Genomic DNA, 24,483 nt, shown 5'->3' with positions numbered 1-24,483 from the left:
TGCATTTGTTGATTTTGGCAAATCTAAGGATTTCCAATCTCGCTGCGCCTTCTATAATTTGAGAAATAGCCAAAATTTGCCTGTTCTAGCACTCGGCAAAAAGATAGATTCAAATTCAATTTGCTCACTGTTCGGTAAGTCTTGCAAAAGACGAATACGTACCCGCTCGTTTCAACAATTTGGGCAGGTTGCATTCGTCGAAACTGACCGTTTATATTCCTAGCAAAAGGCTCACTTTGAACAGTAACCGACATCATTCCTCGGAATGATTTATTTATCCCTTGCTTACCTACCTTCTTATGAATTTTACGCCAGCTAGCAAAGTCATTGTGCAGGGCATCCTAGAGCCATTGGGAAAACTCTATGCGCCACTCATGCAGCAGTATGGCACACAAATTGTCGCGGGTGTGAGTCCGGGTCACGGTGGGCAGACGCTTGCAGGAATTCCAGTGTTCGATATGCTCGAACAAGCCTTACCAAAGGTTGGTGGGGCAGATACAACAGTAATTTTCTCGCCACCTTATGCCGCGTTGGATGCAGCCCTCGAAGCAATTTCGGTTGGCATCCGTCAGATTGTCCTCGTCAGTCACGGAATTCCCCCACTTGATATGGTACATCTGATTCGCAAAGCTGAGGCAACTGAAACCTTGATTGTGGGCCCAAACAGTCCGGGTGTGATTGTACCGGGACAAGTGCTGCTAGGGATTCATCCGCCAGAGTTTTACCGACCGGGTGCGATCGGGCTTGTAAGCCGCAATGGAACGCTCACGTATGAAGTGGCTTGGACGCTGACACAGGCGGGGTATGGACAATCGATCGCAGTGAGCTTAGGAGGTGATCAGATCGCGGGTTCCACGTTTCCGCAGTGGCTTCAGATCTTGGACGAAGATGATCAGACTGATGTGATTGTGCTGGTTGGGGAAATTGGCGGGGACTTTGAAGAAACCGCAGCCCGATATATTGCAGAAGCGATCGACAAACCTGTGATTGCCTATGTGGCAGGTCGCAGCGCTCCCCGAAATCGCCGCATGGGACACGCGGGCGCCATTATTGATTTACAGGCTGCGAATGTTGGGCCTGATTTGGGAACCGCAGAAAGCAAGGTTGCAGCCTTTAAACGTGCAGGAATCCCAGTGGCTGAACGCCCTTCTGAGATTCCTGAGATCGTGAAACGAATTTTGAAAACGCCTGTGCGAGAAGCAATCTAGCGAGATTATGCTTCGGTTGCTTTTGCCAGTTCCGCGGGTTTTACAAATCCCGCATAAGCCGCGAGTACAGCCGTTAGAGCGTTAAACCAAACATTGTTACCGTAGATTGGCATCAGACCAAAGGTGGTATTAGTTGCAGGAATCAAGCCGAACAGTACGATCGCGGTGTAAGCGATTGCAAAACCTTGGTTATAGACAAGTGAACCGCTGAAGCTAGTTGCTGCGGCAAGTCCCAACAAACCAACAACGATATGCACTGCATTATGCACATAGTTGGTCGGGAACAATCCAAACAAGTGACCGTAACCATCCGAAGAAGACAGGCGAGGAATATAGACATCACCCGTTACAGGGGCACTTCCAGGTAGTGCCATGAATTGAGGAAGAAATCCAGCGATTCCGATCGTTAGAAAAGTAATGCCAAGAATGAGGGCAACTGCCTTTTCTAGGTCTGCTAGGCTTTTGAAGGAGATTTTAAATTTGTCTTGCATGATAGTGTTGTGGGTTCGATGAGTAGTCGTAAGCAAAAATGTTGCTTATAGTTTTCATTGAACTATGTTCTACATGAAAGAAATCTGCCGAAAGACTATTACTTTCACAAAACCTGCTGAATACGAAAAAAGTGCTTTCATCTGTCTCAAGCAGCATTCTGAATTTTTTCATTTCCGACATAATAGAGCGCAAATTGAAGGTTTGCTGGGCTATGAATGACGGGATTGAGTTACTACGATCGCATCGAGATCGCCTATTTGAATTAATCGATCGATTTTCTGAAGCGACTGTATTAGTGGTCGGAGATTTGACGCTAGATGAATTTCTCAATGGGGAAGTCGAACGAGTATCACGGGAAGCTCCGGTGCTGATTCTGCGCCACGAAGAAACGCAGCAAATTCCGGGCGGCGGCGCGAATGCAATCTACAATTTTGCCCAATTGGGAGCGACAGTTAAAGCAGTGGGACTCCTCGGAAAAGACATTCAAGGGCAAGCACTAGCACAACTGTTAGAAGCAGCAGGAGTCGATATAGAAGGGGTCGTTTGGGAGGTCGATCGACCCACTGTAACCAAAACTCGAATTACAGGACACTCGCGCCAGTCTGTAACACAGCAGATTGTGAGAATTGATCGTAAATCGAATGCGTTACCCGCGCTTGAACTTCAGCAGCAGTTAGCCGCTTATATTCGCGATCAGATTGATCACGTTGATGCGATCGTCTGCTCTGATTACGGCGATGGGACGCTAACGCAACCGGTGATCGAAGCAGCATTAGAGCATTCAAGAACGATCGTTGATTCGCAAAAGCAGATTCCGCGTTATCAGGATGCAATGATTTTTACGCCTAACTTACCCGAAGCAGAGTTAGCCGTTGGATATGCGATCGGTGATGCTGCATCGCTGTCTAGAGCAGGGCGAGATTTACTACGATTAACGCACGCGCAATACATTCTGATCACCCGTGGTGAACAAGGGATGACATTGTTCGATCGTTCCGGCAACGAGCAGCATATTCCCGCTTTCAATCGTACAAAGGTTTTTGATGTGACTGGAGCCGGAGATACGGTGGTCGCTGCGTTAACACTTGGATTAATTGCAGGCGCAACGGTCTGGGAAGCAGTGGTGTTAGGCAATTTAGCAGCAAGTATTGTGGTGAGACGATTCGGAACGACAACGACAACGACAACGGAGATGAAAACGGCATTAGAAACGCTGATTGAGCGATCGGAGCTTGAAGTCGTAGCATTCAACAATTACTAAATCTCGCGTAATAAGGGAATATCGAAGCATCGTTTGGTGCAGTTGTGACTTGTTCGATCTTTTAACATCAATTCGCCTTATTAGGGTTAGAGGATTGTTGAAGGTTAGAGTTCTCATTCTCATTGGGGTCAAAAATTTCATCGTCAATCGCGCCTCGCACCGAAAAAGCTTGTTGCGGAATGGCGATCGAGATTCCTGCCGCATCCAGCGCTCGCTTTAATCGCTTCCGAAATTCGCGCCCCACATACCATTGCTGCAACGGTTGAGTTTTAATCCAAATTCGGATTGTGACTCCTTCATTGCTGATATTTTCAACTCCTAAGACTTGGGGTGTTTCTAATATTTTGGTTTGCCAGTTTGGGTCGTGGCTAATGTCCTGTCCAACTTTTTCGATTAAGTGAATCGCCTGATCCACATCGGCATCAAACGCGATCGCAATCGATAAATCAACCCGCGACCAATCCTTAGAAAGATTCTCGACGATCGAAATCGCACTGTTTGGAATCGTAATTAATCGCCCTTCTGAATTGCGAATCTGCGTAATCCTTAAGCTAATTGATTCAACAAATCCCGTCATCGTTCCAACTTGGATCACATCTCCGACTGCGTACTGATCTTCCAACAGAATCAGAAATCCATTAATCACATCCTTAATTAAGTTCTGCGACGCTAAAGAGATGCCAAGTCCAATAATTCCCGCACCTGCTAACAATGGCAAAACTTGGATCCCAAGAATCGATAAGATTGTGATCAAACTAATGCTGACCCAAATCAGTGTAGATAACCCTTTGACAACGCGGGAGAAAGTCGAGACACGCAGCGCCACTCGTTGAGAAACATCCGGAGTAGATTGCTGGGGAATATCAAGCGCAATAAAGAGACGATCGATTAATAGTTCACTGAATCGAATCGCTAGATAGGTTAGAACAATAATTCCTAATACCTTCAACGGAGTCGAAAGCACAAGCGGCTGAAGCGATCGCGTTTGCGGAAACAGCCCTAAAATCGTATATCCACCCGTTGCCCAAATGATGAGCTGCACAAGCTGAAGCGATCGACGGCGCACATCTTTCATGGTGCGTTGCTGACGATTTGCTAACTGTTGTTTCACCATCAACTGAGTGCGAGAACTCGCCATTTCAGGCGTATTGGGCGGCAATTCAGAGAGAGATAATGCTTCGCTGTGCTGGTGTCTTTGATGCCTTCGGAGGTAAGCTTGCAAGCGAGAAACCAGCCAACTTAAAGCAACCATACCCAACAAAATCGCGCTCGCCTTCCCTGCCTGTTGTGCAATAAATTCAGGCTGCCGTTCGCGCTGTGCCTGAATCAGACCGTCCCGAATGATTTGCGTCAAACTTTCTGCATAAGTCGTTAGTTCTTGTCCTTGCAGTTGAGCATCCAGCGTCGTCACAGTCATGAGATACTGCCGATTCACCGTAATTATAGGCAGATTACTGCTGGTGTCGATCGTCGCGGTAACCTGTGGTGCAGCCGCGCTGGTTTGATTTGCGAGGCGCTGTAGCGTTGCTTCGATGCCTTGCACTCGGACTTGAAGCGCGCTGCTTTGGTTCGGCTGACTTGCTCCACTGTTGGCTGGAACCGCAATCTGAAACAGTTCTCGTCCATCTAGACGGACTGGAGCCGTTCTGACCTCGGTATTGCTAAATTGCGGGAGTTCCAGTTTTGGACTCGGTAGAACAGGATTCTGCGCTAGAGCCGAAGAACTCAACATCAGTAAGATGCTTAAGACAACCGTGAAGATAAACCTGCGCGATCGCAATTCACACCTCCTTTTGATTTATCAGTCGAGGATTCTAGCGAAGCGGCTGTAGCGATCGTCTCTCCATTGCGGAAGAAGTGCAAAAACAAACGCCTCCTGAAGATCTTCAGGAGGCGTAAGATTTCAACCGATAGACCTAAACGGCGATGGGTTGACGTTGTTCTGTCCAGCGTCCGAGGGGTTTACCGACGATCGCGAGCTGCTTCATCAATTGATCAAACTGATCCGGGGTGAGCGATTGCGGCCCATCCGATAAGGCTTTCTTCGGATTCGGGTGAACTTCGATCATCAGCGAATCAGTTCCTGCTGCAACCGATGCCATCGCCATTGCAGGAACGTACTCAGCGCGTCCGGTTCCGTGACTTGGATCAATCATGATGGGCAGGTGGGTCAACGTTCTGAGAACGGGGATCGCTGCGAGGTCTAAAGTATTTCGGGCGTATTCGCGATCGAATGTCCGAATTCCGCGTTCGCACAGAATTACATTCGGGTTTCCGGCAGCAAGGATGTATTCTGCTGCCATCAGCCAGTCTTCGATCGTCGCTGCCATTCCCCGCTTGAGCAGAATCGGCTTGTCTTGAGCGCCAACTTTCTTCAACAGCGAGAAGTTTTGCATATTGCGTGCGCCGATCTGAATCACGTCAGCTACTTCTGCCAACGGTTCTAGATCTGCGGCATCCATTAATTCTGTAATAATCCCCAGTCCGGTCGCTTCACGTGCTGCTGCCAGCAAACCGAGTGCGCTTTCTCCGTGTCCTTGGAATGCATAGGGAGAAGTCCGGGGCTTGAATGCGCCACCTCTAAGGAACTGTGCGCCTGCTGCTTTGACTCGACGAGCCGTTTCGATAATCATCTCTTCGTTTTCGACCGAGCAAGGGCCTGCGACCGTGACGATTGGGTGATTCTCACCGATGTAAACGACACCATTCGGGGTTGAAATCGGAACTTCGCTGGCTTCACCGTGACGATACTCGCGGCTTGCCCGCTTGAAGGGTTGCTCAACTCGTAAAACCTGCTCGATCCAATCGCTGGATTCTTGAATCTGGAGTGGCTCCATCTCAGCCGTGTCACCGACCAAGCCAATCACGACTTTATGCTTTCCAACAATCTTTTCGGGAGAGAGTCCCCAAGTCGAGAACTCTTCGGTGAGGCGGGCGATTTCGGCTTCCGGGGAGCCGACTTTCATAACCACAATCATGTTAAACGTTCCTGCTGAATGTGTTGATTCTTGTGCCGATCGAGCAGTGAACTGCCCGGATCAGTCTGCTGTCAATTAATCGTACCGTACTCGATCGAATCCCTAATTCTGGCTGCGTTTTTGGCGCTGCTGCTCGCGGGCTTCTTTCCAGGCTCCGGTCAGTCGTCCAAAGTTGGTCGAGAATTCGCTGGCTCCAACAATTCCACCGACGCGATCTTCGTCCCACGAGGCTGAGAGAATGCCGTAGGACAATCCAACCACCCCTAACCCAAAAAAGAGCATACTCACAAGCACAACCGCAGTATTCGGCAATTTGTAAATGCCTTGGGTCACGATGAAATAGCTGACCACAAATGTAGCGATGCCCAACGTCGTCGGAACGCCGCAAAAGAACGCCATCCGCCGCGCCATCCGCCGACTGACCACTTCAGGGACAGCGAGATCTTCGCGGCTGGGAGCGGGGGCCTGAGCCTTTTTCGGAGAAGATTTGGGGCGCTTCTCGATTAGGGCTGGCTTTGCTTCTTTTGCGGGAGTTTTCGCGGGTTCGGGCGCGGGTTTTGCGGATGACTTCGCTTTCTTGCGTCCTGGCTCGAATGGAAGTCGCTCTGAGTTGGGATCAGGGGCGTTATCGGGCATGGATTTAACCCCGGATACCAAGACGGGTAATCAGAGCGCGATAGCGATCGGCATCGCCTTTCTGGATGTAGGCAAGAAGGCGCTTGCGCTGACCAATCATTTTCAGCAGTCCGGTGCGGGAAGCGTGGTCTTTTTTGTTGCTTCTGAGGTGCAGGCTGAGCTTGTTGATGCGCTCGGTGAGCATTGCCACTTGCACGTCTGCCGATCCGGTGTCGGTTTCGTGAACTTGATATTGGCTAATAATTTCTTGTTTGCGTTCTTGTACCAGTGCCATTGAGAGTTTGTCCTGAATTGCGATGAATACGGCAGCTTTTAATATTATCACAGCAATTCGGGGGAGAGATAAGGGAAATTTTGGGGAGTGGGGCGTAGAGGAGAAAAATTAATCCCTCTACGCCTTACCTTAATGACTTAACAAAACTTTTGCGCTGAGGCTGGGGAGGTCGATCGCAGATCTCCCCTCATTCACTTCGATTTCGCTGCCGTTGTTCCAGTCTTGCCAATAGCAATCGGTTGGAAGATTGTCGATCGCGTAGTTCTCATAATTTTGGTCAGAGAAATTTGCGACCACAATCACCCTTTCGCCGTCATCGTTCCAGCGCACATACGCCAAAACTTTATCGTCTAGATGCTCGAAGAAAAATTCGATATTGTCGGTGCGGAGCGAGGATTTTTCGTGACGGAGGGCGATCGTTCGTTTGTAGAACTCAAACAAATCGCGATTGTGGTCGAGCAACGACCAATCTAATTGGTTCGGCTCCAGAGTTGTTTGCGTTTTGTGGGTGGCTTGTCCGAATTCATCACCCATCCAGATCATGGGAATACCCGGAGCAGTAAGCTGAAGAATCACGCCGAATTTGACGCGATCGAAAGCAGGCTGATCAAAAATGCCAACATCGCCCAGTTCAACAATCATGTGTTCGCGATCGTGTGTTGCTAGATAGTTAATCACTGAGGTTGCGCCAGCGTACCCTTGTTGACGAGCATCGATCGCTTTCTTGAGTTCCTCTAAATCGACGGATTGACCAATAAGCGCGTCTTTCAGGAAGTAGCGGAAGCTTTCATGCCAGCAAGCATCAAACACACCTTTGGGGCTGCAAACCTCACTGGTATCAGGAATATGCTCTGCAATCTGATAAAAAGGCTTATCTTTAATTTCAATTTGCTGAAATAACCAGCCAAAGAATTCATAGTTTGCGATTTGGCGCACGGCATCATAGCGAATACCATCAATGTGATACTCGCGAATCCAGAATTGCACTACATCGCGAACAAAATTCCAGGTCGGTCGAATGTTGCGATCGCTGTCGTAATTTTCGTAGCTCAGCTCAGGCCCCCAATAGTTTGCATCATCTTCGGGATAATGCCGATCGTGGTAGTACCAATAGTCACGATCGATCTTTAACAACGGGCTTTCTTCATTTGTGTGATTGAAAATGCAATCAATCAAAACGCGAATTCCGCGCCCGTGACATTCATCGATCAAGCGTTTAAAGTCTTCGGGTTTGCCGTAGCTGCTTTCAAGTGCGAAAAAGTGAAGCGGCATATAGCCCCAGCGATAGTCGCCATCGTATTCGGTAACGGGCATGAGGGCGATCGCATTAATGCCCAATTCGCTTAAATGATCGAGCTTGTCTAAGACCTGCTTAAACTTAGTGGGATCAGAGATATCAGTGCCTTTTCCGCAGAAATCTGCAATGTGCATTTCGTAGAGAATCACATCGCGATTTTCGGGAAGCGGTTGACGATCGTGTTGCCAGATATATGTATCTGAAATGCGTTGTCCGTCTTTTACTCGTACAACTCCATTTTCTGTTTTACGATCCATCTCCGTCATGTATGGATCATTTGTCTCAACCCATTGTCCTTGCAAGGCGGGACTGTTTGATTTTACGCGCAGTTTGTATTGATATTGCCCATCTTCGAGATTGACTTTTACCCGAAAAAACCCATCTTCGCCCTTCTGCATTGGGATATCTTCTTGAGTGAAAGAACCAACGAGATGAACCGCTTCGTTGCGTGGGGCGAACACATTAAATTCGATCGGGCTACTCATAAAAATAAATGGTAAAACTGTTTTGTCTGAAAAGTATTACTGTTCTGAAACTGTTCGTGCATCTGACCGCTGAAGGACTTCTGCCGACTTGCTAACTATCCCCAGATAGATCTTCTATCAACAGGCAGAGATCAAATAGTTCGCATCCATAGTAATATAGAAAGCCATTTGATCCTTGAATTTGTCCTTACGCTCCACGCCCGATCGTATCTAGACCTTAGTGGCTAAACTAATGAACGGCGAAGAAACTAATCGAGATCTGACGCTTCAGACTTCTACCGAAACCCCTCCAGAACGAAAACCTCCTCGTTGGCGACGATATTTGGTTCCTGCTTTAATTGGAGCTGCGATCGTCGGCGGATTGGGTTGGATTCTGTTTAATCGACTGATTTTGCCGATCATGATTGCCAGTCAGATGAAACCGCAACCGACTCCGGTACCGCTTGCAAATCCGAAGGCAGCGACGATCGAAGATAGCTCTGACTATGCCGCCAGCCTCGATTCCCGCCAGTCGGTAACATTGCAGCCAAGGGTCTCTGGGCAAGTTGCAGCGATTTTTGTGCGCCCCGGACAGCAAGTGGAAGCAGGGCAACCCTTAATTCAGATTGATTCCGCCGAACAACGCGCTCAGCTTGCGAGTCGGCAGTCTGCAACACAAACCGCTCAAGCTGAGGTGGAATCGGCACGGGCAGATGTAGCAGCCGCGAATGAAAACTTGCGATCGCTTGATGCTCGACGCGCTACCGCCGAATCAAATGTGCAATTAGCGCAACAAGAATACAACCGCTTTGTGCAACTGCAAAAAGAAGGCGCGACCAGTCAGCAAGTCGTGGATCAGCGATTAAATGCGCTGCAAACCGCTCAAGCTGCCCTCAGGGAAGCCAGTGCGGATCTCGCTGCTCAACGTGCCGCCATTCAGCGGGCAGAAACGACCGTTGCTCGAAATCAGCGAGCCGTCGAACAGGCGCAAGCGAATACGGCTGAAGGCGCTGCCCAGTTACAAAATTTCACGATTACAGCACCGTTTGCAGGCACGATCGGGGACATTCCTGTGAAAGTGGGTGACACGGTGAGCAATACAACTCAACTACTCAACGTCACGCAAAACCAACAGCTAGAAATTCAGATTCAAGTTCCTCTAGAGCGAGCTTCCGCACTTAAGACGGGATTACCTGTCAAGCTGCTAAACGAGAAAGACCAACCGATCCAAACCGGACAAATTTCCTTTGTTGCACCGAACGTTGATCCGACGACGCAATCTGTACTGACGAAAGCGCGATTTGCCAATGTTGGAAATCTACGAACTTCGCAATTTGTCAGAGCGAGAGTGGTTTGGGGGACTCGTCCGGGTGTGTTAGTTCCAACCACAGCAATTTCACGCTTAGGTGGAAGGGATTTTCTGTTTGTCGCGGCTCCGTTTAATGCTTCAGGGTGTGAAGCACCTGCTGCTCCTAGAGGCGGTGGAAAAATTGAGGTTACGCCTGATCAGTTAGTTGCGGCTCAAAAGCCAATTCAGTTAGGCAGGATTATCGGTAACGAACAAGAAGTGCTAGAAGGAGTCACAGCCAACGATCGCATCGTAACTTCGGGAATTTTACAACTGCAAAACTGTGCGCCGATCGCAGATGCCGCACAGATTCAGCGTCCACCTTCACCTTAACCACTGGCGCTAATTTATGATTTTCTCAGTTTCCACGTTTTTCATTAAACGCCCTGTGTTTGCAACAGTGTGTTCAATCATGATCACGCTGCTGGGACTGGCTTGTATTCCGACCTTACCTGTAGCGCAGTACCCAGAAATTGCTCCGCCTCAAGTCAGTGTGACTTCGGCCTATGTGGGCGCAAATGCTGAAGTCGTCGAATCAACGGTCACGAACATTCTAGAGCGGCAACTGAACGGGATTAATGGTGTGAAATACATCAAATCCACTAGCGCCAACAATGGCGTGAGTCAGATTAATCTAACGTTTGACTTGGGACGCGATCAGGATTTAGCTGCGGTGGATGTGCAGAACCGAGTGTCTACGGTGCAGTCGCGTTTACCTGCCCCTGTGGTGCAAACCGGGGTTCAAGTTGCTAAAACAAACAATAACTTTCTGTTAGCGATCGGGCTGTATTCCGAGCGAGACGAGGCGAAAAATCAGGATCTCTATGACGATCTTTACCTCAGTAACTATGCAGATTTGTATCTAGCTGATGCAGTTCGCCGAATTAAAGGTGTCGGTGAAGTTCAGATCTTTGGTGAGCGAACTTATGCACTGCGTCTCTGGCTTGATCCAGAGCGGTTAGCTAGTCGAACACTCACGCCTCAAGATGTGATTGCTGCACTGCAACAGCAAAACATCCAGGTAGGAGCCGGACAAATTGGACAGGCTCCCGCAGCTCCCGGACAGCAGTATCAGTATTCGATCACTGCACAAGGACGACTCAAAGACACTGAGGAATTCAACAATCTAGTTATTAAAACTGCGGGGACTGGAACTTTAGTGCGGCTGAGAGATGTCGGTCGTGCAGAGCTTGGAGCTGAGAACTATGGTTCTTTGCTGAGATTTACAACCGAAGATCGGGTGACCCACCGAGGCGTAGGATTGGGCGTGAACCAACAGTTTGGCAGTAACGCGCTCGATGTTGCCAAAGCGGTCAAAGAGGAAATGCAGAACCTTTCGGCAAGCTTTCCGCCGGGACTGAAATATGAGATTGCATTTGACACCACAACCTTTATTGAAGCCGGTGCAAGAGAAGTTATTCGATCGCTGTTTGAAGCCATCATCCTAGTGGTGTTGATTCTATTTCTGTTTCTACAAGATTGGCGAGCTTCGTTTATTACCTCGATCGTGATTCCGATCGCGTTTCTCGGTACGTTCATCTTTGTGAAACTGCTGGGATTCTCGATTAACACGCTCACATTGTTTGGATTAACACTGGCAACGGGATTAGTTGTAGATGATGCGATCGTAATCATTGAGGACATTACCCGACGGATTCAGGAAGAAGGACAGCGACCTTTAGAAGCTGCGATCGCATCGATGAACACATTGTTTGGTGTGGTGATTGCAACTTCGTTAGTATTGATCACTGTGTTTGTGCCTGTAGCTTTCTTTCCGGGAACAACCGGACAGCTTTATCGACAGTTCGCATTAACGATCGCGTTTTCAGTTATAGTTTCAACTTTCAATGCGGTGACCTTTACGCCAATGCTGTCGGCATTGTTGCTCAGACCCGGACAAACCAAAAGCAACAATTGGTTTTTCCGGCGAGTGAATTGGATCATTGATAAAACTCGTGAAAGTTATGGACGAAACCTCGATCGGGCGGTACGTCGAAAAGGATTGATTCTGGCACTGTTCGCAGGAGCATTGACGCTGACGTACTTTGTCTATAACTTTGTGCCTCAAGCGTTCATTCCAGATGAAGACCAAGGTGTGTTTATCACCATTGTTCAAGCCCCTGAAGGAGTTTCACTCAACTACACCGAGAAAGTTCTAGAACAAGCTGAGGAAATTCTGAAAGCACAGCCAGAAGTTGCTAACATCTTCGCGGTGGGTGGATTTAGCTTTAGTGGAGCAACACCGAACAATGGCTTGATTTTTACCACCCTCAAACCTTGGGAAGAAAGAACCGGAGCAAATCAATCACTAGAAGCTATCATTGGTGGCTTTTTCCCTCGACCAACCGGACTGTTTCCAAAAATGGCAGCTATTCAAGAGGCGGTAGTTCTGCCGTTTAACTTACCTGCGGTTCCGGGTATCGGTAACTTTGGTGGCTTTGAGTTTCACTTACAAGATCGCACGGGTTTAGGCTTTCCGGCTCTCGGTGAGACGCTAGGTAACTTTATGCAGCGTGCCTCTACTTATCCTTCGCCACAAAGTCCGAAAGTGTCTGGCTTGCGCCCGAACTTCAATGGCAATACACCGCAGATTGCCATTGAAGTCGATCGCGATCGGGCGAATCAACTCAATGTCTCGATTCAAGATATCTTCAGTACACTGCAAATCTTTCTCGGTTCTGCTTACATTAATGACTTTAACCAGTTCAACCGAGCCTATCGCGTGTATGTACAAGCTGACCAACAGTTTCGATCGAATCCTGAAGACATCAAGCGATTGTATGTTCGCAGTGCGGGTGCAAATGGTGAACCCGGACGCATGATTCCGCTAGGGAACTTAGTTAGAGTGAGCCAAAAGAATGGCCCTTCGATCATTACGCACTACAATCTGTTCCGCTCAGTGGAAATCAACGGCACATCCGCGCCGGGGTCAAGCTCAGGACAAGCAATTCAGGCAATGGAAGCGGTTGCAAAAGAAGCCTTACCCAAAGGGTTCGGGTTCGAGTGGTCAGGACTATCCCTCGAAGAAATTGAGTCAGGCGGTGCAGCACTCTTTATCTTTGGATTAGCGATCGTCTTTGTGTTCTTGACGCTTGCGGCACAGTACGAGAACTATGTTGATCCCTTTATCATTCTGCTGACTGTACCCTTGGCAATTTTAGGTGCATTACTGGCAGTGTTACTGCGGGGAAGCTCGAATGACGTTTACACTCAAATCGGCTTTGTCATGCTGATTGGGATGGCAAGTAAAAACTCGATTCTGATTGTGGAGTTTGCCAACGAAGAACGTGATCGCGGTAAAGGGATTGCGAGCGCGGTGATTGCCGCAGGGCAGGAACGACTGCGGCCGATTCTGATGACCGCGATCGCAACGGCGATCGGGGCTGTGCCGCTTGTGATTGCGACGGGCCCTGGTGCAACAGCCCGACAATCCCTCGGAACTGCGATCGTCGGGGGGATGGCGGTGGCAACCTTCCTCAGCTTGTTTATTGTTCCAGTGCTGTACATTGTGATCAAGTCGTTTGAGGATCGGATTAAACGACCCTTGAGAACTGTGACGGTAAATGGCAAGACAGATCAGACCGTGGATGGTCATCTAAATGGTCATCCGCACGATGCAACGAGCCGGGAAACTGCGGGGCAATTGAGCGATCGAGATAAGCACCCTTGAGAACAGCATTATCGAGAAGCAACTCGCAAAAATCTGGGCATTGCATAATAGAGGAAGAAATTGGAATCAGCTTTAATGCAATGCCCAGAATGCCAATCGACTCATATCCGTAAGAACGGAAAGGGAAGAGGTAGGCAAAGTTACATCCGTGTCAGGTGTAAGCGTCAATCCATTGATGGCTAATTTCGCTGCTGCTACAGCAAATAATCGACAATTGCCAGATGATCTCAACGATCGCATTTTCGCTCGATCAACTCTCCGTTCTAGCGATCGCACTGCTCAACTTCAACTCGTTCGCCGAGTGAAGCCATCGGTTAAACGTAAATGAGTGAAGCATGATCGCATCTCATCATTACGGCATTTTGGCAACTTAAAAGTTTCGCAGCTTCACGGGCGGAACTGACTTCTCATTTTTCTGCAGCGGAACCCCTCTTCTCGCCGCTTCCACAAATCGGCTGACGCGAATTGGATCGATCGAATTCTCTCGCTTTCCCTGCCGCTTCAACGAACTTGACACAATTACACCATCTGCGACCTGCATCATTTGCGGCACATTTTCCCAATCTGCGCCGCTCCCCACAAATACAGGAGTTCCTTCAGCCGCATCCCGCGCTAATTCCAAGTCCTCTAGGTTAGGTGGATCGCCCGTTGCCCAGCCAGACAGAATCACTGCATCGGCTAATCCACGCTCGATCGTATCTTGTACGGCTGTGGTCAAATTCACCGATCCTAACGGACGAGCGTGTTTCACCAAAACATCTGCAAAAATTTTCACATCGCTGCCCAACTCGCGACGGTAGCGCATCAATTCATGAGCGCGTCCTTCGATCAAGCCCTGATCCGTTGCCATAATGCCTGTCCAGACGTTGACGCGGATAAACTGCGCCTGCACACAAGAGGCAATTGCCAACGCACTCTGAGCATCATTCCGCAGCACATTGATCCCGATCGGCAACGTGATCATTTGCTGCAGGCGCTGAATAATCACAGTCATGGCGCTGACCACTGCCGGATCGACGTGATCTTTGGGAAACGGGGCATCAAAGAAATTTTCCACAATAATCCCGTCTACGCCGCCAGCGGCGAGGGCAGTCGCCTCTTGTTCGGCGCGATCGAGAACGGTCTTCAAACTACCGCCCCAGCGCGGAGAAGTCGGCAGGGGCAGGAGATGAACCACCCCAATGATGGGGTTTTGGGTTTTGAATATTTGTTTTAAGTCCACAGCGCCTACGGAATCGGCTTTCTAAGCAACGTCAATATAGGAAATGATAACGCGATTCTGTAGGCGAAATGAAGGAAACTGGAAGGAGGAATTTGAAAAAACACTTATGTTGCTGCATTTATCGACTTGGCAAGAAGTAGAGACGTATTTGACGCGATCGACGGGCATCATTGTTCCGATCGGTTCGACTGAGCAACATGGGCCGACGGGATTGATCGGAACGGATGCGATTTGTGCGGAAGCGATCGCCAAAGGAGCCGGGGAGTCGATCGATGCCTTAGTTGCGCCAACGATCAATGTGGGAATGGCGCTGCATCACATGGCGTTCCCCGGCAGCATGAGTTTACGACCGAGTACGATGATTCTGGTGATTCAGGATTACGTTTCCGGTTTGGCGAAAGCGGGATTTCGCAAATTTTTCTTTATTAACGGACACGGGGGAAATGTTGCAACGTTAAAAGCGGCATTTTCAGAAACGTATGATTATCTAGCGGATTCAGGAATTTCGCACAGTGTTCAGTGTGTGGTGAGTAATTGGTATATGTGCGGCTCGGTGTATAAGCTGGCAAAAGAGTTATACGGGGATCAAGAGGGATCTCATGCAACGCCGAGTGAAGTTGCACTAACTCAGTATGTTTATCCCGAAGCGATTAAATCTGCGCCGTTGAGTGAACCTGTAGCGAAGGGGCATCGAATTTATGGCGCGATCGATTTTCGCAATCACTACCCTGATGGACGCATGGGGTCGAATCCTGCACTTGCCACTCCCGAACACGGTAAACAATTCTATGAGTTGGCAGTCAAAGAAATTAGCAGCTCATATTTAGAGTTTTTAGCAACGAACTAACTTTCGGGTAGCCAGTCTTCATCTAACACAGAGTCGAGAGAATAAAGACAGTCGATCGGAAACGTCTGCTCAACCCAGGCATTGATAGCCGCAATTTCATGCAGGGTCATTTCGTCAAAATGCTGTTAACGCGATTGAGCAAATCTTCCATGGGCATTGGCGGCAGTACAACGGTCGCGATCGCTTCGAGCAGCGGCGTATTTTCGGGCTGATGATTGATGACCACGATCGCAACGGTTTCCCGGAATCGCTTTAAGGATGAAAGCCGCTCGATCGTGGATTGATCCAAGTCCAAAGCATGAAGCAAGAGTAAATCGATGCTTTGGGTATCGAGCTTTTGTAGGACATCTTGCCACGATCGCGCAATCATGCCGCGAAATCCAGCCGTTTGAAAGTATTGCATCACGGCTTGTAGCCAATCTGAGCGCTTAGCTTCGGGAGAGCGCAACTTAGCAGAGTCGATCGCCAACACGAACGGTCGCCAAGCAAAGCCTGCTGCCACTTGAATCACTTGCAGCAGTGCGGAGGATTCTGCGCTTTCGTCAACGGGTGCTAAGCAAGGAAACACAGTTAATCCAGGCACTTGATTCGCGGCTTGTGCCGTCACCGGATCGAGCGTGACCAAGGGTAGCGAAGCTAGAAAACTACAGTCTCCTAATAGTTTCAGGTAGCCAATCGGGTCAGAGACCGCCGCATCGAGTAGCACGATATTCGGCTTCCAGACCTGTGCGAGCAGTTCGGCTTGCTCTAGGTCGTCTGCTTCGACTACGCGGTAATTCTGGCTGTGCAGCAAAGCATTCAGATCAATCCCCGATCGATTTCCCAACCGATGCAGTTCCCCGTAGCGGGTTGGACTCAGCCGCAAAATCACGATGCTTTGGGGCAGTGGCTCCACGATCGACGGCACCGATACCTCATCGGGCGTGAGTTGGTTGAGGACTTGCTGAAGCGCTTTCTGCACGATCGGCAATGCTACAAATCCATCGGCTTGATTGCGGTAGGCTTGATCGCGATCGCCACGAGTTCCCGTCACAATCACCGGAATCTCTCGCGTTTCAGGCTCAGCTTTCAGCAGCGTCAGCACGTCCCAACCGGAGAGCGTCGGCAACAGCGGATTGATAAACATTGCACAAGGCTGTAAACGACGGGCTTTTTCGATCGCTTCGGTTCCCGATCGCGCAATCACCACGCGGTATCCTAGCTCGGCAAGCTGTTCTGAAAGCAGTTCGATCGACTTCACTACGGCTTCGACGACTAGAACGAGGCGATTGCTGCTCGATTTCGGGCGAGAAACAGCAATGCGATCGGTGGGATGCGGATGAGTGGGCGGCAGCAGAAGCGTAAATTCGCTGCCCTGATTCTCCTTAGACACAAACGAGACATCGCCACCGTGCAGTCGTGCTAAACGCTGCGTCAGCACTAATCCCAATCCAGCTCCTTCAAATCGACGAGTCATCGGATTCTCAAGCTGCTGAAACTTCTGGAAAATTAAATGCTGCTTTTCAGAAGGAATCCCAATTCCGGTATCCCAGACGGTAAAAGCAATCCAGCCTTCCCAACGACTTACTTTTAAGCCAATTTTGCCAGAAATATCGGTGAACTTTAACGCATTCGACAACAAGTGCACCAGCATTTGACGCAGGCGCAGTTCATCTGCAACTAAGGCTTCCAGTCCTGGCTCAATTTCTAGGGTGCATGCTGGCAAAGCTCCGATCGCGTCGAGAACTGTTCTAGTTTCTGGTTTCTCTTCTTCTAAACAGACTTGCTGCGCTTGCTCGATTACTCGATCGCACAGAGACTTCAGGCGGACAGAATAAAAGGTCAGTTCGAGTTGTCCAGTTTCAATCCGCGTCAAGTCGAGAATATCGTTGACGATCGCCATCAGATGCCGCCCGCTGCGGTGAATCAGTTGGGCATAGCGAATCTGGCGTTGGTTCAGCGTTCCAGAAAGCTGGTCTTTGAGCAAACTCGATAAGCCGAGAACGGCGGTGAGTGGGGTTCTGAGTTCGTGACTGATACAGGCAAGAAATTCGTCTTTCAGACGATTGAGTTGAATCAGGTCGGCGTTTTTGGCTGCGAGTTCTCGCGAAAGCTGCTGTTGTTCCGTGATGTCTTGCGCCAGCACCAGCCAAACGCTCTCTTGCATCGGTGCTTGGGAACGATCGGAGTGCGCTGTCCCTTGCTCAAAGGCTGCCAGTCGAAACGCTGAATCAGAATCTACCGCTGGAATATGCTGGTGTGAGAACAGTTCCCCAAGCGGAATTTTGGCAAACTGTAACACGCGCTCTTGTCCATTTTTTAGCGGGCAAACGCAAATACAGGTATTTGGTGCAGAGCCTTTTTGGCAAAGGTTAGCCGTCACAGAGGCAACCACGGGTGCGCTACGGGTTGAAGATTGAACAGCAGGCGCGGCAAGCTCTAGGATCGTGGCTGCATCTCGCTGCACCCAGTTTGGATCGAGGATATCTCCCAGTTGCTCTGCCCACACTTTGTTTTGAGCAATCACCTCTCCAGTTTGAGTTTGCAGCATCAAGGGCAACGGTAGGTGATCCAGAAATTGCATTAACGTTGCGTTTGAGTCAGGTTCAGCGACTGCATCAAAGCGTATAGAGCAGTCAACGAGTTCATAGCCAAGTTTGGCAGTCTGAGTTTGAATTTGCTGCTGAAGCTGATTCATTGCAGGTGAGAGCTTCAGGCGCGATCGTTCCAGTTCTGCACAGGTTTCGGTTTTGGCGCGATGCCAGAGGGATTCAGAGGAAACCTTCGGCTTAATCGGCTCGGACTGCAAAAACTCTGACCAGGTGCGTAACACCACGCTATCGACTAATCCGAGAAACTGATGCGCGGCGTTCACCGCTGCCCAATACCGAATCGGACTCGAAAATTCAAGTCCAAGTAAATCCGTCGTGTCTGCGATCGTCGGTAGCGGCTCGATCAAGGGTTCAAGGTCGCACTCTTCCGCCTGTCCGACCTGAGAGAGCAACGCATACGCATGAATTACGCCGATCGGAGACTGCCGCTCATCCACGAACACCAAGCGGTCAGCGTGATACCGCCCCAGCAGTTCGATTACTTCAGCCGAAGTTGCCGACTGCAAACAAACGGGGGCAGGCTCGATGAAATCATGAATCGAGGCTGGATAGATCACCATCGCTTTATCCTGACCGATTCGGCAGAAGATTGCAAATCAGCGTTGTCCTTGATTTTAATCGCTGATCAAGGTCTGATTACGGTTTATCGAGCTGCAAAAGCACTAACTGAAATGGAATTTATATGAGGTTGAGTGCTCACACTCAACTGAAGCGAATTTAAATTTATTTAAGCCTAAATCATGACACAGTGGGAAACCTATATATGAGAGAAAAAGCTTTATGTAATTATAATTAACGGAGCGCCAAACGCTTCAATCTAAATTAGACCTTTGATAAAAGTCTGTGCCCTAACTCTGGCACTTTCTCTTCAACATTTTTGTAGGAAGAATCTTAGAATACGATTTAGCTCCCTTCATTCCATTCAGGTTTTTCGTTTTGACAGTTCCTGTTTCTTCGATCGTGCGTCCGCAGCTTTCGATCGGTGTGTACCTCGATTCCCCTGATCTGACTCGGCTAGTCGAGCAGTCACTTTTAGGCGAGATGCTACAAGACCGCTATGCTTTGTCGATTGCGCAGTCCGAAGCCGATTTTTTCCAACTGATTGAGCACCAAAAACAGCAGCTAGATTGTCTGATTTTAGAGGACGGGCAGAACTTAATGTCTGTCCTAGAGTGGCTCCATACAGCGGCGACCTTGCTTCCGATTGTGATTGTTCAACCTGAACCACGGCAGATTGACCACAAACTCGCCTTTCTCTACCACACCGCTAAGATCTGGGTGTCACTCGCAGACCTCGATCGCCTCGATATCTCGATTGCTCAAGCGATCGAAGCGTTTTTAGCGTTGTCCCCGATGTGTCAGCTTCCTGATCCGATTACGACCCCGGATTTTACTCGCGATCTGCTCGCGCAGAACTTTCTAATGATGCAACAGCGCCGACTGACCGACAAACTCAAAGAGCGATTAGGCTACTTAGGAATCTACTACAAACGCAGTCCAAAAGTCTTTCTCAAAAACTTACCTCCCAATGAGCAGGCGGAATTTCTAGAGCAGCTTCGGATCGAGTATCGCGTCATTATCTTGAGTTATTTCCAGGACGATCACGATCTCAATCAACGGATCGACAATTTTGTCAATGCGGCGTTTTTTGCAGATGTGCCTGTGTCGCACATCGTTGAGATCCATATGGAGCTGATGGACGAATTTGCAAAACAGCTAAAATTAGAAGGAAGAAGCGAAGAAATTCTCCTCGATTATCGACTCACCTTGATTGATACGATCGCCCATCTTTGCGAGATGTACCGTCGCTCAATTCCGCGTGAATCTTAACTTAGAATTCGGATTCTTCAGCCCATCGTGAGCGCTACGCTAGTGTTCATCGTGATCGATTAAAATATGAGTCCTTTGAAAAAAACCTACGTCTTGAAGCTGTATGTTGCCGGCAATACACCAAACTCGGTTCGTGCACTAAAGATGCTGAATAATATTCTTGAAAAGGAGTTTCAAGGTGTTTATGCGCTGAAAGTCATTGATGTGTTAAAGAATCCGCAGTTAGCCGAAGAAGACAAAATTCTTGCAACACCCACATTGGCGAAAATTCTACCCCCACCTGTGCGTAAAATTATTGGAGATTTGTCCGATCGAGAAAAAGTTTTAATTGGACTGGATTTGCTTTATGAAGAATTACGCGAAGAAGAAATTGATGCAGAATAAAACAGCCTGACAACACTGAATCAAACTTTTTAGTTGCAATTTTTGTGGTAAATAGATGGATCAGTCCCGCTTTAATTTTTTCATAACTAATAAGGAGCTTGCTCCGTTTGTGTGACATTCTAACCCTATGACTTCGAGCAACCCGATCGAACAGCGTAACCCTCCGCAGCTTACCGGTGTCCAGAAAATCCGCACGATGATTGAAGGCTTTGACGATATTAGTCATGGCGGTTTACCGATTGGTCGGACAACTTTAGTAAGCGGCACTTCTGGCACTGGAAAAACGCTGATTGCAGTTCAATTTATTTACAACGGTATTACTCAGTTTGATGAAGCAGGCGTATTCGTCACGTTTGAAGAATCGCCCGCAGATATTATCAAAAATGCCTTTAGCTTCGGCTGGGATCTTCAAAAATTTATTGATGAAGGAAAGCTGTTTATTCTCGATGCTTCTCCCGATCCAGAGGGTCAAGATGTTGTTGGAAATTTTGATTTATCTGCTTTGATCGAACGCATTCAATATGCGATTCGTAAATACAAAGCGAGGCGGGTGTCGATCGATTCAGTGACGGCTGTGTTTCAACAGTATGATGCAGCATCGGTGGTGCGGCGCGAGATTTTTCGCCTAGTGGCGCGGCTCAAACAAGTGGGCGCAACGACGATTATGACCACAGAGCGCATCGAGGAGTATGGTCAGGTGGCGCGGTTTGGAGTAGAGGAGTTCGTTTCGGATAACGTTGCGATCGTGCGAAATGTGCTGGAAGGCGAACGGCGTAGAAGAACGATCGAGATTCTGAAGCTGCGCGGCACGACGCATATGAAAGGAGAGTATCCGTTCACGATTACGAATCAGGGAATTAATATCTTTCCGTTGGGCGCGATGCGTTTGACTCAGCGATCGTCGAATGTGCGCGTCTCTTCAGGTGTAAAAACGCTCGACGAAATGTGCGGCGGCGGCTTTTTCAAAGATTCGATCATTCTGGCAACGGGTGCAACCGGAACCGGAAAAACGCTGCTGGTGAGCAAGTTTTTACAAGAAGCTTGTACCAGGGGCGATCGAGCGATTCTGTTTGCTTACGAAGAATCTCGCGCTCAATTATCGAGAAACGCTTACTCTTGGGGCATTGACTTTGAAGATCTAGAGCAAAAGGGCTTATTGAAAATTATTTGCGCGTATCCGGAGTCGGCAGGACTTGAGGATCACTTGCAGATTATTAAATCTGAAATTGCAGAATTCAAGCCGTCTCGAATTGCGATCGATTCGCTTTCGGCGCTGGCAAGAGGGGTGAGTAATAATGCGTTTCGTCAGTTTGTGATTGGGGTGACTGGATTCGCAAAGCAAGAAGAGATTACAGGTTTCTTCACGAACACCACCGATCAATTTATGGGGTCACATTCGATCACGGATTCGCATATCTCGACGATTACCGACACGATTATCATGCTGCAATATGTAGAAATTCGGGGAGAAATGTCGAGAGCGCTGAATGTGTTTAAGATGCGCGGATCTTGGCACGATAAAGGAATCCGGGAATATACAATCAGCGATCAAGGGCCTGAGATTAAGGATTCGTTCCGCAATTTTGAGCGCATTATTAGTGGGTCGCCGACTCGGGTTGCGATCGACGAGAAGAGCGATCTGTCTCGGATTACAAAAGGGTTGCGAAGCGAGGATAAGAGTTAACGATCGTTGCACCCAAGGCATGAAACAAAAAAGCGAGGAGATTGTCTCCTCGCTTTTTTGTTTCAATCAAATCCTTACTTTCCGCCTGCCATTTGTGCGGCGACTTCTGCAGCGAAGTCGGTTTCTTCCTTCTCGATACCTTCACCCAAAACAAAGCGAACAAAGCGACGAATCCGGATATTTTCGCCGAGTTGCGCGATGTTCTGTTTCACCAATTCTTCAACGGTGATATTCGGATCTTTGATGTAAGGAGTGGGCAACAAGCACATTTCATTCAGGCGCTTATCGATCCGACCTTGAACGATCTTTTCCTTAATGTTGTCGGGCTTGCCAGCGATATCATCTTTGCCCATCTCGATCGATTTTTCCCGCTCGACAATTTCTGCCGGGATATCTTCAACGCGGACATACTCTACATTCGCGCTGGCGGCAATCTGCTTAGCAATATTCCGAACTAGCTCTTTGAACGCATCGTTGCGCGCCACAAAGTCCGTTTGGCAGTTCACTTCTACTAAAACACCGATCCGTCCGCCGATGTGAATATAGCTGTCAACCAGACCTTCAGCCGTGATTTTGCCTTCTTTCTTGCCCGCCGACGCGATGCCTTTCTTACGAAGCCAATCGATCGACTTTTCCATGTCGCCGCCGTTTTCGGTCAGCGCTTTCTTACAATCCATCATCCCTGCGCCCGTCTTTTCGCGCAGTTCTTTCACCGCTTTTGCTGAAATGTCTGCCATTTGCCTCAGTTCCCAATGTCTTTAGAGAGGATGGAGGAGAAATATTCTCCTCCACATTGTCCTATGATTCTGCGCTTTCTTCGTCGTCCGAAACTTCAGTTTCGTCGTACTCGTACTCTTCTTCTGCGCCTTCGTAGTCGTACTCTTCTTCGGCTTCGAGTTGACCGTGACGACCTTCGTAGATTGCATCCGCTAAGCGTCCGACGATCAGCTTGATCGATCGAATCGCGTCATCGTTTGCCGGAATCGGGACATCAACGGTATCGGGGTCACAGTTGGTGTCGAGGAGCGCCACGATCGGAATGTTCAACTTCAGGCATTCTTGAACTGCGTTGTACTCCCGACGCTGATCGACCATGATGATCACATCAGGCAGTTTCCGCATATTCTTGATACCGCCCAGATATTTCTGGAGTCGCTCCAATTCCCGACGCAGCACCGATGCTTCTTTCTTCGGCAGCAGATCGAGTCCGCCTGTTTCTTCTCGGCGCTCTAGATCTTTGAGGCGCTCAACGCGGGTTTTGATCGTTGCCCAGTTGGTGAGCATTCCACCTAGCCAGCGCTGGTTGACGTAATATGCGCCGCAGCGACTTGCTTCTTGAGCAATAATGCCCGCAGCTTGACGCTTTGTGCCGATGAATAAGAATTTTTTCCCTTGTTCTGATGCAGTCCGCACGTAGTTGTATGCGGTGTCCATCAATTGAGCGGTTTGCACCAGGTCAATGATGTGTACACCGTTACGAGCGGTGTAGATGTAGGGACTCATTTTGGGGTTCCATCTGCGGGTCTGATGCCCAAAGTGGACTCCCGACTCAAGTAGTTGAGCCAACGAAACAACTGGCATGAATTGATCTCCTAGTTCGGGTTTATCGTCCATTCAGAAAGCAGCGATTCGTTAGAATGCACCACCCGAAATCCTGAATGTGAGAGTTTTAACAGCTTATCTAGGGTAACACATGAACGGGTTTGATAACCTGGAGGCAGTTTGGGTTTCTAAGGATGGTTGAATGCTTCAGGTTCCGACACAGATAGATGTGCTGATTACGGTTTTGGGAGGAGTGTTAAGCGCGATCGCGGCGTTTCGGGTTCCACGCCGGGAACTCGATCGCGTTCCGCTATCTGGGCTGACATTGCTGTGGATTGTGTATGTGCTGGCTGGCTGGGGGCTGGCTGCTTCGCGGGTGGCGGGTGGCATTTGGGTCTGTGCGGCGCTGGCGGCGCTGGCGGTAGCGGTTGGGTCATCGCTTCAGTTGGGTAGAAGCGGGCTAGTGGTGCTGAGTTTGGCGGGTGTGAGTGCGATTGCAGGAGTGCTGCTGCGGGATCAAAACGCAGAGTTGGCGCGGTGGAGTGCGGCGGGGCTGGTGGCGACAGGCATTTGGCTGTGGGCGGTTGGGGGAGCGAAGTATCGGATGGAGCGAGCAGGATTTCGCCGATCGTCTGTGATGCGGACGTTAACGATCATTGGCTGGGAGGGCTTGTGGGTGGGATGGTTGATCAACAAATTTATCGTGCCGCAGGTGGGAACCTGGTTAACGTAGGTCGATCGTGCCCCCGTAGGAT

At 49.1% G+C, this 24,483-nt stretch carries 20 protein-coding genes and 1 pseudogene; 11 read left to right on the top strand and 10 right to left on the bottom strand.

What is annotated here, in order from left to right:
* Positions 1 to 299: 299 nt before the first annotated feature.
* On the top strand, positions 300 to 1,208 hold the full coding sequence (locus H6F51_13470; GenBank protein ID MBD1823492.1) for a CoA-binding protein: 909 nt from the start codon (positions 300 to 302) through the stop codon (positions 1,206 to 1,208).
* A gap of 5 nt (positions 1,209 to 1,213) precedes the next feature.
* Here H6F51_13470 and H6F51_13465 read toward each other — a convergent pair whose 3' ends face one another.
* On the bottom strand, positions 1,214 to 1,699 hold the full coding sequence (locus H6F51_13465; protein MBD1823491.1) for a DUF4383 domain-containing protein: 486 nt from the start codon (positions 1,697 to 1,699) through the stop codon (positions 1,214 to 1,216).
* A gap of 212 nt (positions 1,700 to 1,911) precedes the next feature.
* Between H6F51_13465 and H6F51_13460 the strand changes: the two genes are divergently transcribed.
* Positions 1,912 to 2,961, top strand: a complete 1,050-nt coding sequence (locus tag H6F51_13460) for a bifunctional hydroxymethylpyrimidine kinase/phosphomethylpyrimidine kinase (protein ID MBD1823490.1) — start codon at positions 1,912 to 1,914, stop codon at positions 2,959 to 2,961.
* A gap of 67 nt (positions 2,962 to 3,028) precedes the next feature.
* On the opposite strand, the gene H6F51_13455 is transcribed toward H6F51_13460, so the two are convergent.
* The 5 genes from H6F51_13455 to H6F51_13435 form a co-directional block, all read right to left on the bottom strand.
* Positions 3,029 to 4,693, bottom strand: coding sequence for a mechanosensitive ion channel family protein (locus H6F51_13455; GenBank protein MBD1823489.1), 1,665 nt, complete (start codon positions 4,691 to 4,693; stop codon positions 3,029 to 3,031).
* A gap of 184 nt (positions 4,694 to 4,877) precedes the next feature.
* Positions 4,878 to 5,939: a 3-deoxy-7-phosphoheptulonate synthase gene (gene aroF / locus H6F51_13450; GenBank protein MBD1823488.1), complete on the bottom strand. Its 1,062-nt coding sequence runs from the start codon at positions 5,937 to 5,939 to the stop codon at positions 4,878 to 4,880.
* 102 nt (positions 5,940 to 6,041) lie between these two features.
* Positions 6,042 to 6,575: a PAM68 family protein gene (locus H6F51_13445; protein MBD1823487.1), complete on the bottom strand. Its 534-nt coding sequence runs from the start codon at positions 6,573 to 6,575 to the stop codon at positions 6,042 to 6,044.
* 4 nt (positions 6,576 to 6,579) lie between these two features.
* A complete protein-coding gene (rpsO, locus tag H6F51_13440; GenBank protein ID MBD1823486.1) occupies positions 6,580 to 6,849 on the bottom strand; it encodes a 30S ribosomal protein S15 in 270 nt (89 codons plus the stop codon).
* A gap of 129 nt (positions 6,850 to 6,978) precedes the next feature.
* Positions 6,979 to 8,631, bottom strand: coding sequence for an alpha amylase C-terminal domain-containing protein (locus H6F51_13435; protein MBD1823485.1), 1,653 nt, complete (start codon positions 8,629 to 8,631; stop codon positions 6,979 to 6,981).
* 232 nt (positions 8,632 to 8,863) lie between these two features.
* Here H6F51_13435 and H6F51_13430 point away from each other — a divergent pair, with 232 nt between their 5' ends.
* The 4 genes and pseudogenes from H6F51_13430 to H6F51_13415 all read left to right on the top strand — a co-directional run bounded on the left by H6F51_13430 (position 8,864) and on the right by H6F51_13415 (position 13,956).
* Positions 8,864 to 10,291 (top strand): efflux RND transporter periplasmic adaptor subunit, encoded by a 1,428-nt coding sequence (locus tag H6F51_13430; protein ID MBD1823484.1) that lies wholly within the window; start codon positions 8,864 to 8,866, stop codon positions 10,289 to 10,291.
* A gap of 16 nt (positions 10,292 to 10,307) precedes the next feature.
* The gene (locus tag H6F51_13425) at positions 10,308 to 13,628 is read left to right on the top strand and encodes an efflux RND transporter permease subunit (GenBank protein MBD1823483.1); all 3,321 of its coding nucleotides are present in this window, start codon (positions 10,308 to 10,310) and stop codon (positions 13,626 to 13,628) included.
* 75 nt (positions 13,629 to 13,703) lie between these two features.
* A pseudogene (locus H6F51_13420) lies at positions 13,704 to 13,805 on the top strand (IS1 family transposase).
* The gene (locus H6F51_13415; protein ID MBD1823482.1) at positions 13,804 to 13,956 is read left to right on the top strand and encodes a hypothetical protein; all 153 of its coding nucleotides are present in this window, start codon (positions 13,804 to 13,806) and stop codon (positions 13,954 to 13,956) included. The pseudogene H6F51_13420 and the gene H6F51_13415 overlap by 2 nt, the downstream one beginning before the upstream one ends.
* A 42-nt stretch (positions 13,957 to 13,998) precedes the next feature.
* Here the strand turns inward: H6F51_13415 and H6F51_13410 are convergent, their stop codons facing one another.
* Positions 13,999 to 14,850 (bottom strand): BtpA/SgcQ family protein, encoded by an 852-nt coding sequence (locus tag H6F51_13410; protein MBD1823481.1) that lies wholly within the window; start codon positions 14,848 to 14,850, stop codon positions 13,999 to 14,001.
* A 106-nt stretch (positions 14,851 to 14,956) separates the two neighbouring features.
* Between H6F51_13410 and H6F51_13405 the strand changes: the two genes are divergently transcribed.
* Entirely contained in the window at positions 14,957 to 15,697 is a 741-nt protein-coding gene (locus H6F51_13405) for a creatininase family protein (GenBank protein ID MBD1823480.1), read from the top strand.
* Between the two features lie 106 nt (positions 15,698 to 15,803).
* On the opposite strand, the gene H6F51_13400 is transcribed toward H6F51_13405, so the two are convergent.
* Positions 15,804 to 18,848 carry a response regulator gene (locus tag H6F51_13400; GenBank protein ID MBD1823479.1) on the bottom strand — a complete coding sequence of 1,015 codons (3,045 nt, stop codon included), beginning with the start codon at positions 18,846 to 18,848 and terminating at the stop codon, positions 15,804 to 15,806.
* 400 nt (positions 18,849 to 19,248) lie between these two features.
* Here H6F51_13400 and H6F51_13395 point away from each other — a divergent pair, with 400 nt between their 5' ends.
* From H6F51_13395 to kaiC, 3 genes are all read left to right on the top strand, one after another.
* The gene (locus H6F51_13395) at positions 19,249 to 20,118 is read left to right on the top strand and encodes a circadian clock protein KaiA (GenBank protein MBD1823478.1); all 870 of its coding nucleotides are present in this window, start codon (positions 19,249 to 19,251) and stop codon (positions 20,116 to 20,118) included.
* A gap of 66 nt (positions 20,119 to 20,184) precedes the next feature.
* Positions 20,185 to 20,502: a circadian clock protein KaiB gene (gene kaiB / locus H6F51_13390; protein MBD1823477.1), complete on the top strand. Its 318-nt coding sequence runs from the start codon at positions 20,185 to 20,187 to the stop codon at positions 20,500 to 20,502.
* A 127-nt stretch (positions 20,503 to 20,629) separates the two neighbouring features.
* Positions 20,630 to 22,186 carry a circadian clock protein KaiC gene (gene kaiC / locus H6F51_13385; GenBank protein MBD1823476.1) on the top strand — a complete coding sequence of 519 codons (1,557 nt, stop codon included), beginning with the start codon at positions 20,630 to 20,632 and terminating at the stop codon, positions 22,184 to 22,186.
* 74 nt (positions 22,187 to 22,260) lie between these two features.
* On the opposite strand, the gene tsf is transcribed toward kaiC, so the two are convergent.
* Both tsf and rpsB read right to left on the bottom strand, forming a co-directional pair.
* Positions 22,261 to 22,923 carry a translation elongation factor Ts gene (tsf, locus tag H6F51_13380; protein ID MBD1823475.1) on the bottom strand — a complete coding sequence of 221 codons (663 nt, stop codon included), beginning with the start codon at positions 22,921 to 22,923 and terminating at the stop codon, positions 22,261 to 22,263.
* 61 nt (positions 22,924 to 22,984) lie between these two features.
* A complete protein-coding gene (rpsB, locus tag H6F51_13375) occupies positions 22,985 to 23,767 on the bottom strand; it encodes a 30S ribosomal protein S2 (protein MBD1823474.1) in 783 nt (260 codons plus the stop codon).
* Between the two features lie 163 nt (positions 23,768 to 23,930).
* Here rpsB and H6F51_13370 point away from each other — a divergent pair, with 163 nt between their 5' ends.
* On the top strand, positions 23,931 to 24,461 hold the full coding sequence (locus H6F51_13370; protein MBD1823473.1) for a hypothetical protein: 531 nt from the start codon (positions 23,931 to 23,933) through the stop codon (positions 24,459 to 24,461).
* The last annotated feature ends 22 nt before the right edge of the window (positions 24,462 to 24,483 follow it).

It is taken from the genome of Cyanobacteria bacterium FACHB-DQ100 (genome assembly GCA_014695195.1).
In the GTDB taxonomy this organism is placed as follows: Bacteria; Cyanobacteriota; Cyanobacteriia; order Leptolyngbyales; family Leptolyngbyaceae; genus Leptolyngbya.
The sequence above is the reverse complement of the archived record's forward strand: the minus strand, read 5'-3'. Positions and strand labels throughout refer to the sequence as shown.

Bases quoted from the DNA above. Each gene is read 5' to 3' on its own strand.
- H6F51_13470 (MBD1823492.1), top strand. From the start codon at position 300: ATGAATTTTACGCCAGCTAGCAAAGTCATTGTGCAGGGCATCCTAGAG.
- H6F51_13465 (MBD1823491.1), bottom strand. From the start codon at position 1,699: ATGCAAGACAAATTTAAAATCTCCTTCAAAAGCCTAGCAGACCTAGAA.
- H6F51_13460 (MBD1823490.1), top strand. From the start codon at position 1,912: ATGAATGACGGGATTGAGTTACTACGATCGCATCGAGATCGCCTATTT.
- H6F51_13455 (MBD1823489.1), bottom strand. From the start codon at position 4,693: ATGTTGAGTTCTTCGGCTCTAGCGCAGAATCCTGTTCTACCGAGTCCA.
- aroF (MBD1823488.1), bottom strand. From the start codon at position 5,939: ATGATTGTGGTTATGAAAGTCGGCTCCCCGGAAGCCGAAATCGCCCGC.
- H6F51_13445 (MBD1823487.1), bottom strand. From the start codon at position 6,575: ATGCCCGATAACGCCCCTGATCCCAACTCAGAGCGACTTCCATTCGAG.
- rpsO (MBD1823486.1), bottom strand. From the start codon at position 6,849: ATGGCACTGGTACAAGAACGCAAACAAGAAATTATTAGCCAATATCAA.
- H6F51_13435 (MBD1823485.1), bottom strand. From the start codon at position 8,631: ATGAGTAGCCCGATCGAATTTAATGTGTTCGCCCCACGCAACGAAGCG.
- H6F51_13430 (MBD1823484.1), top strand. From the start codon at position 8,864: ATGAACGGCGAAGAAACTAATCGAGATCTGACGCTTCAGACTTCTACC.
- H6F51_13425 (MBD1823483.1), top strand. From the start codon at position 10,308: ATGATTTTCTCAGTTTCCACGTTTTTCATTAAACGCCCTGTGTTTGCA.
- H6F51_13415 (MBD1823482.1), top strand. From the start codon at position 13,804: ATGGCTAATTTCGCTGCTGCTACAGCAAATAATCGACAATTGCCAGAT.
- H6F51_13405 (MBD1823480.1), top strand. From the start codon at position 14,957: ATGTTGCTGCATTTATCGACTTGGCAAGAAGTAGAGACGTATTTGACG.
- H6F51_13400 (MBD1823479.1), bottom strand. From the start codon at position 18,848: ATGGTGATCTATCCAGCCTCGATTCATGATTTCATCGAGCCTGCCCCC.
- kaiB (MBD1823477.1), top strand. From the start codon at position 20,185: ATGAGTCCTTTGAAAAAAACCTACGTCTTGAAGCTGTATGTTGCCGGC.
- kaiC (MBD1823476.1), top strand. From the start codon at position 20,630: ATGACTTCGAGCAACCCGATCGAACAGCGTAACCCTCCGCAGCTTACC.
- tsf (MBD1823475.1), bottom strand. From the start codon at position 22,923: ATGGCAGACATTTCAGCAAAAGCGGTGAAAGAACTGCGCGAAAAGACG.
- rpsB (MBD1823474.1), bottom strand. From the start codon at position 23,767: ATGCCAGTTGTTTCGTTGGCTCAACTACTTGAGTCGGGAGTCCACTTT.
- H6F51_13370 (MBD1823473.1), top strand. From the start codon at position 23,931: ATGCTTCAGGTTCCGACACAGATAGATGTGCTGATTACGGTTTTGGGA.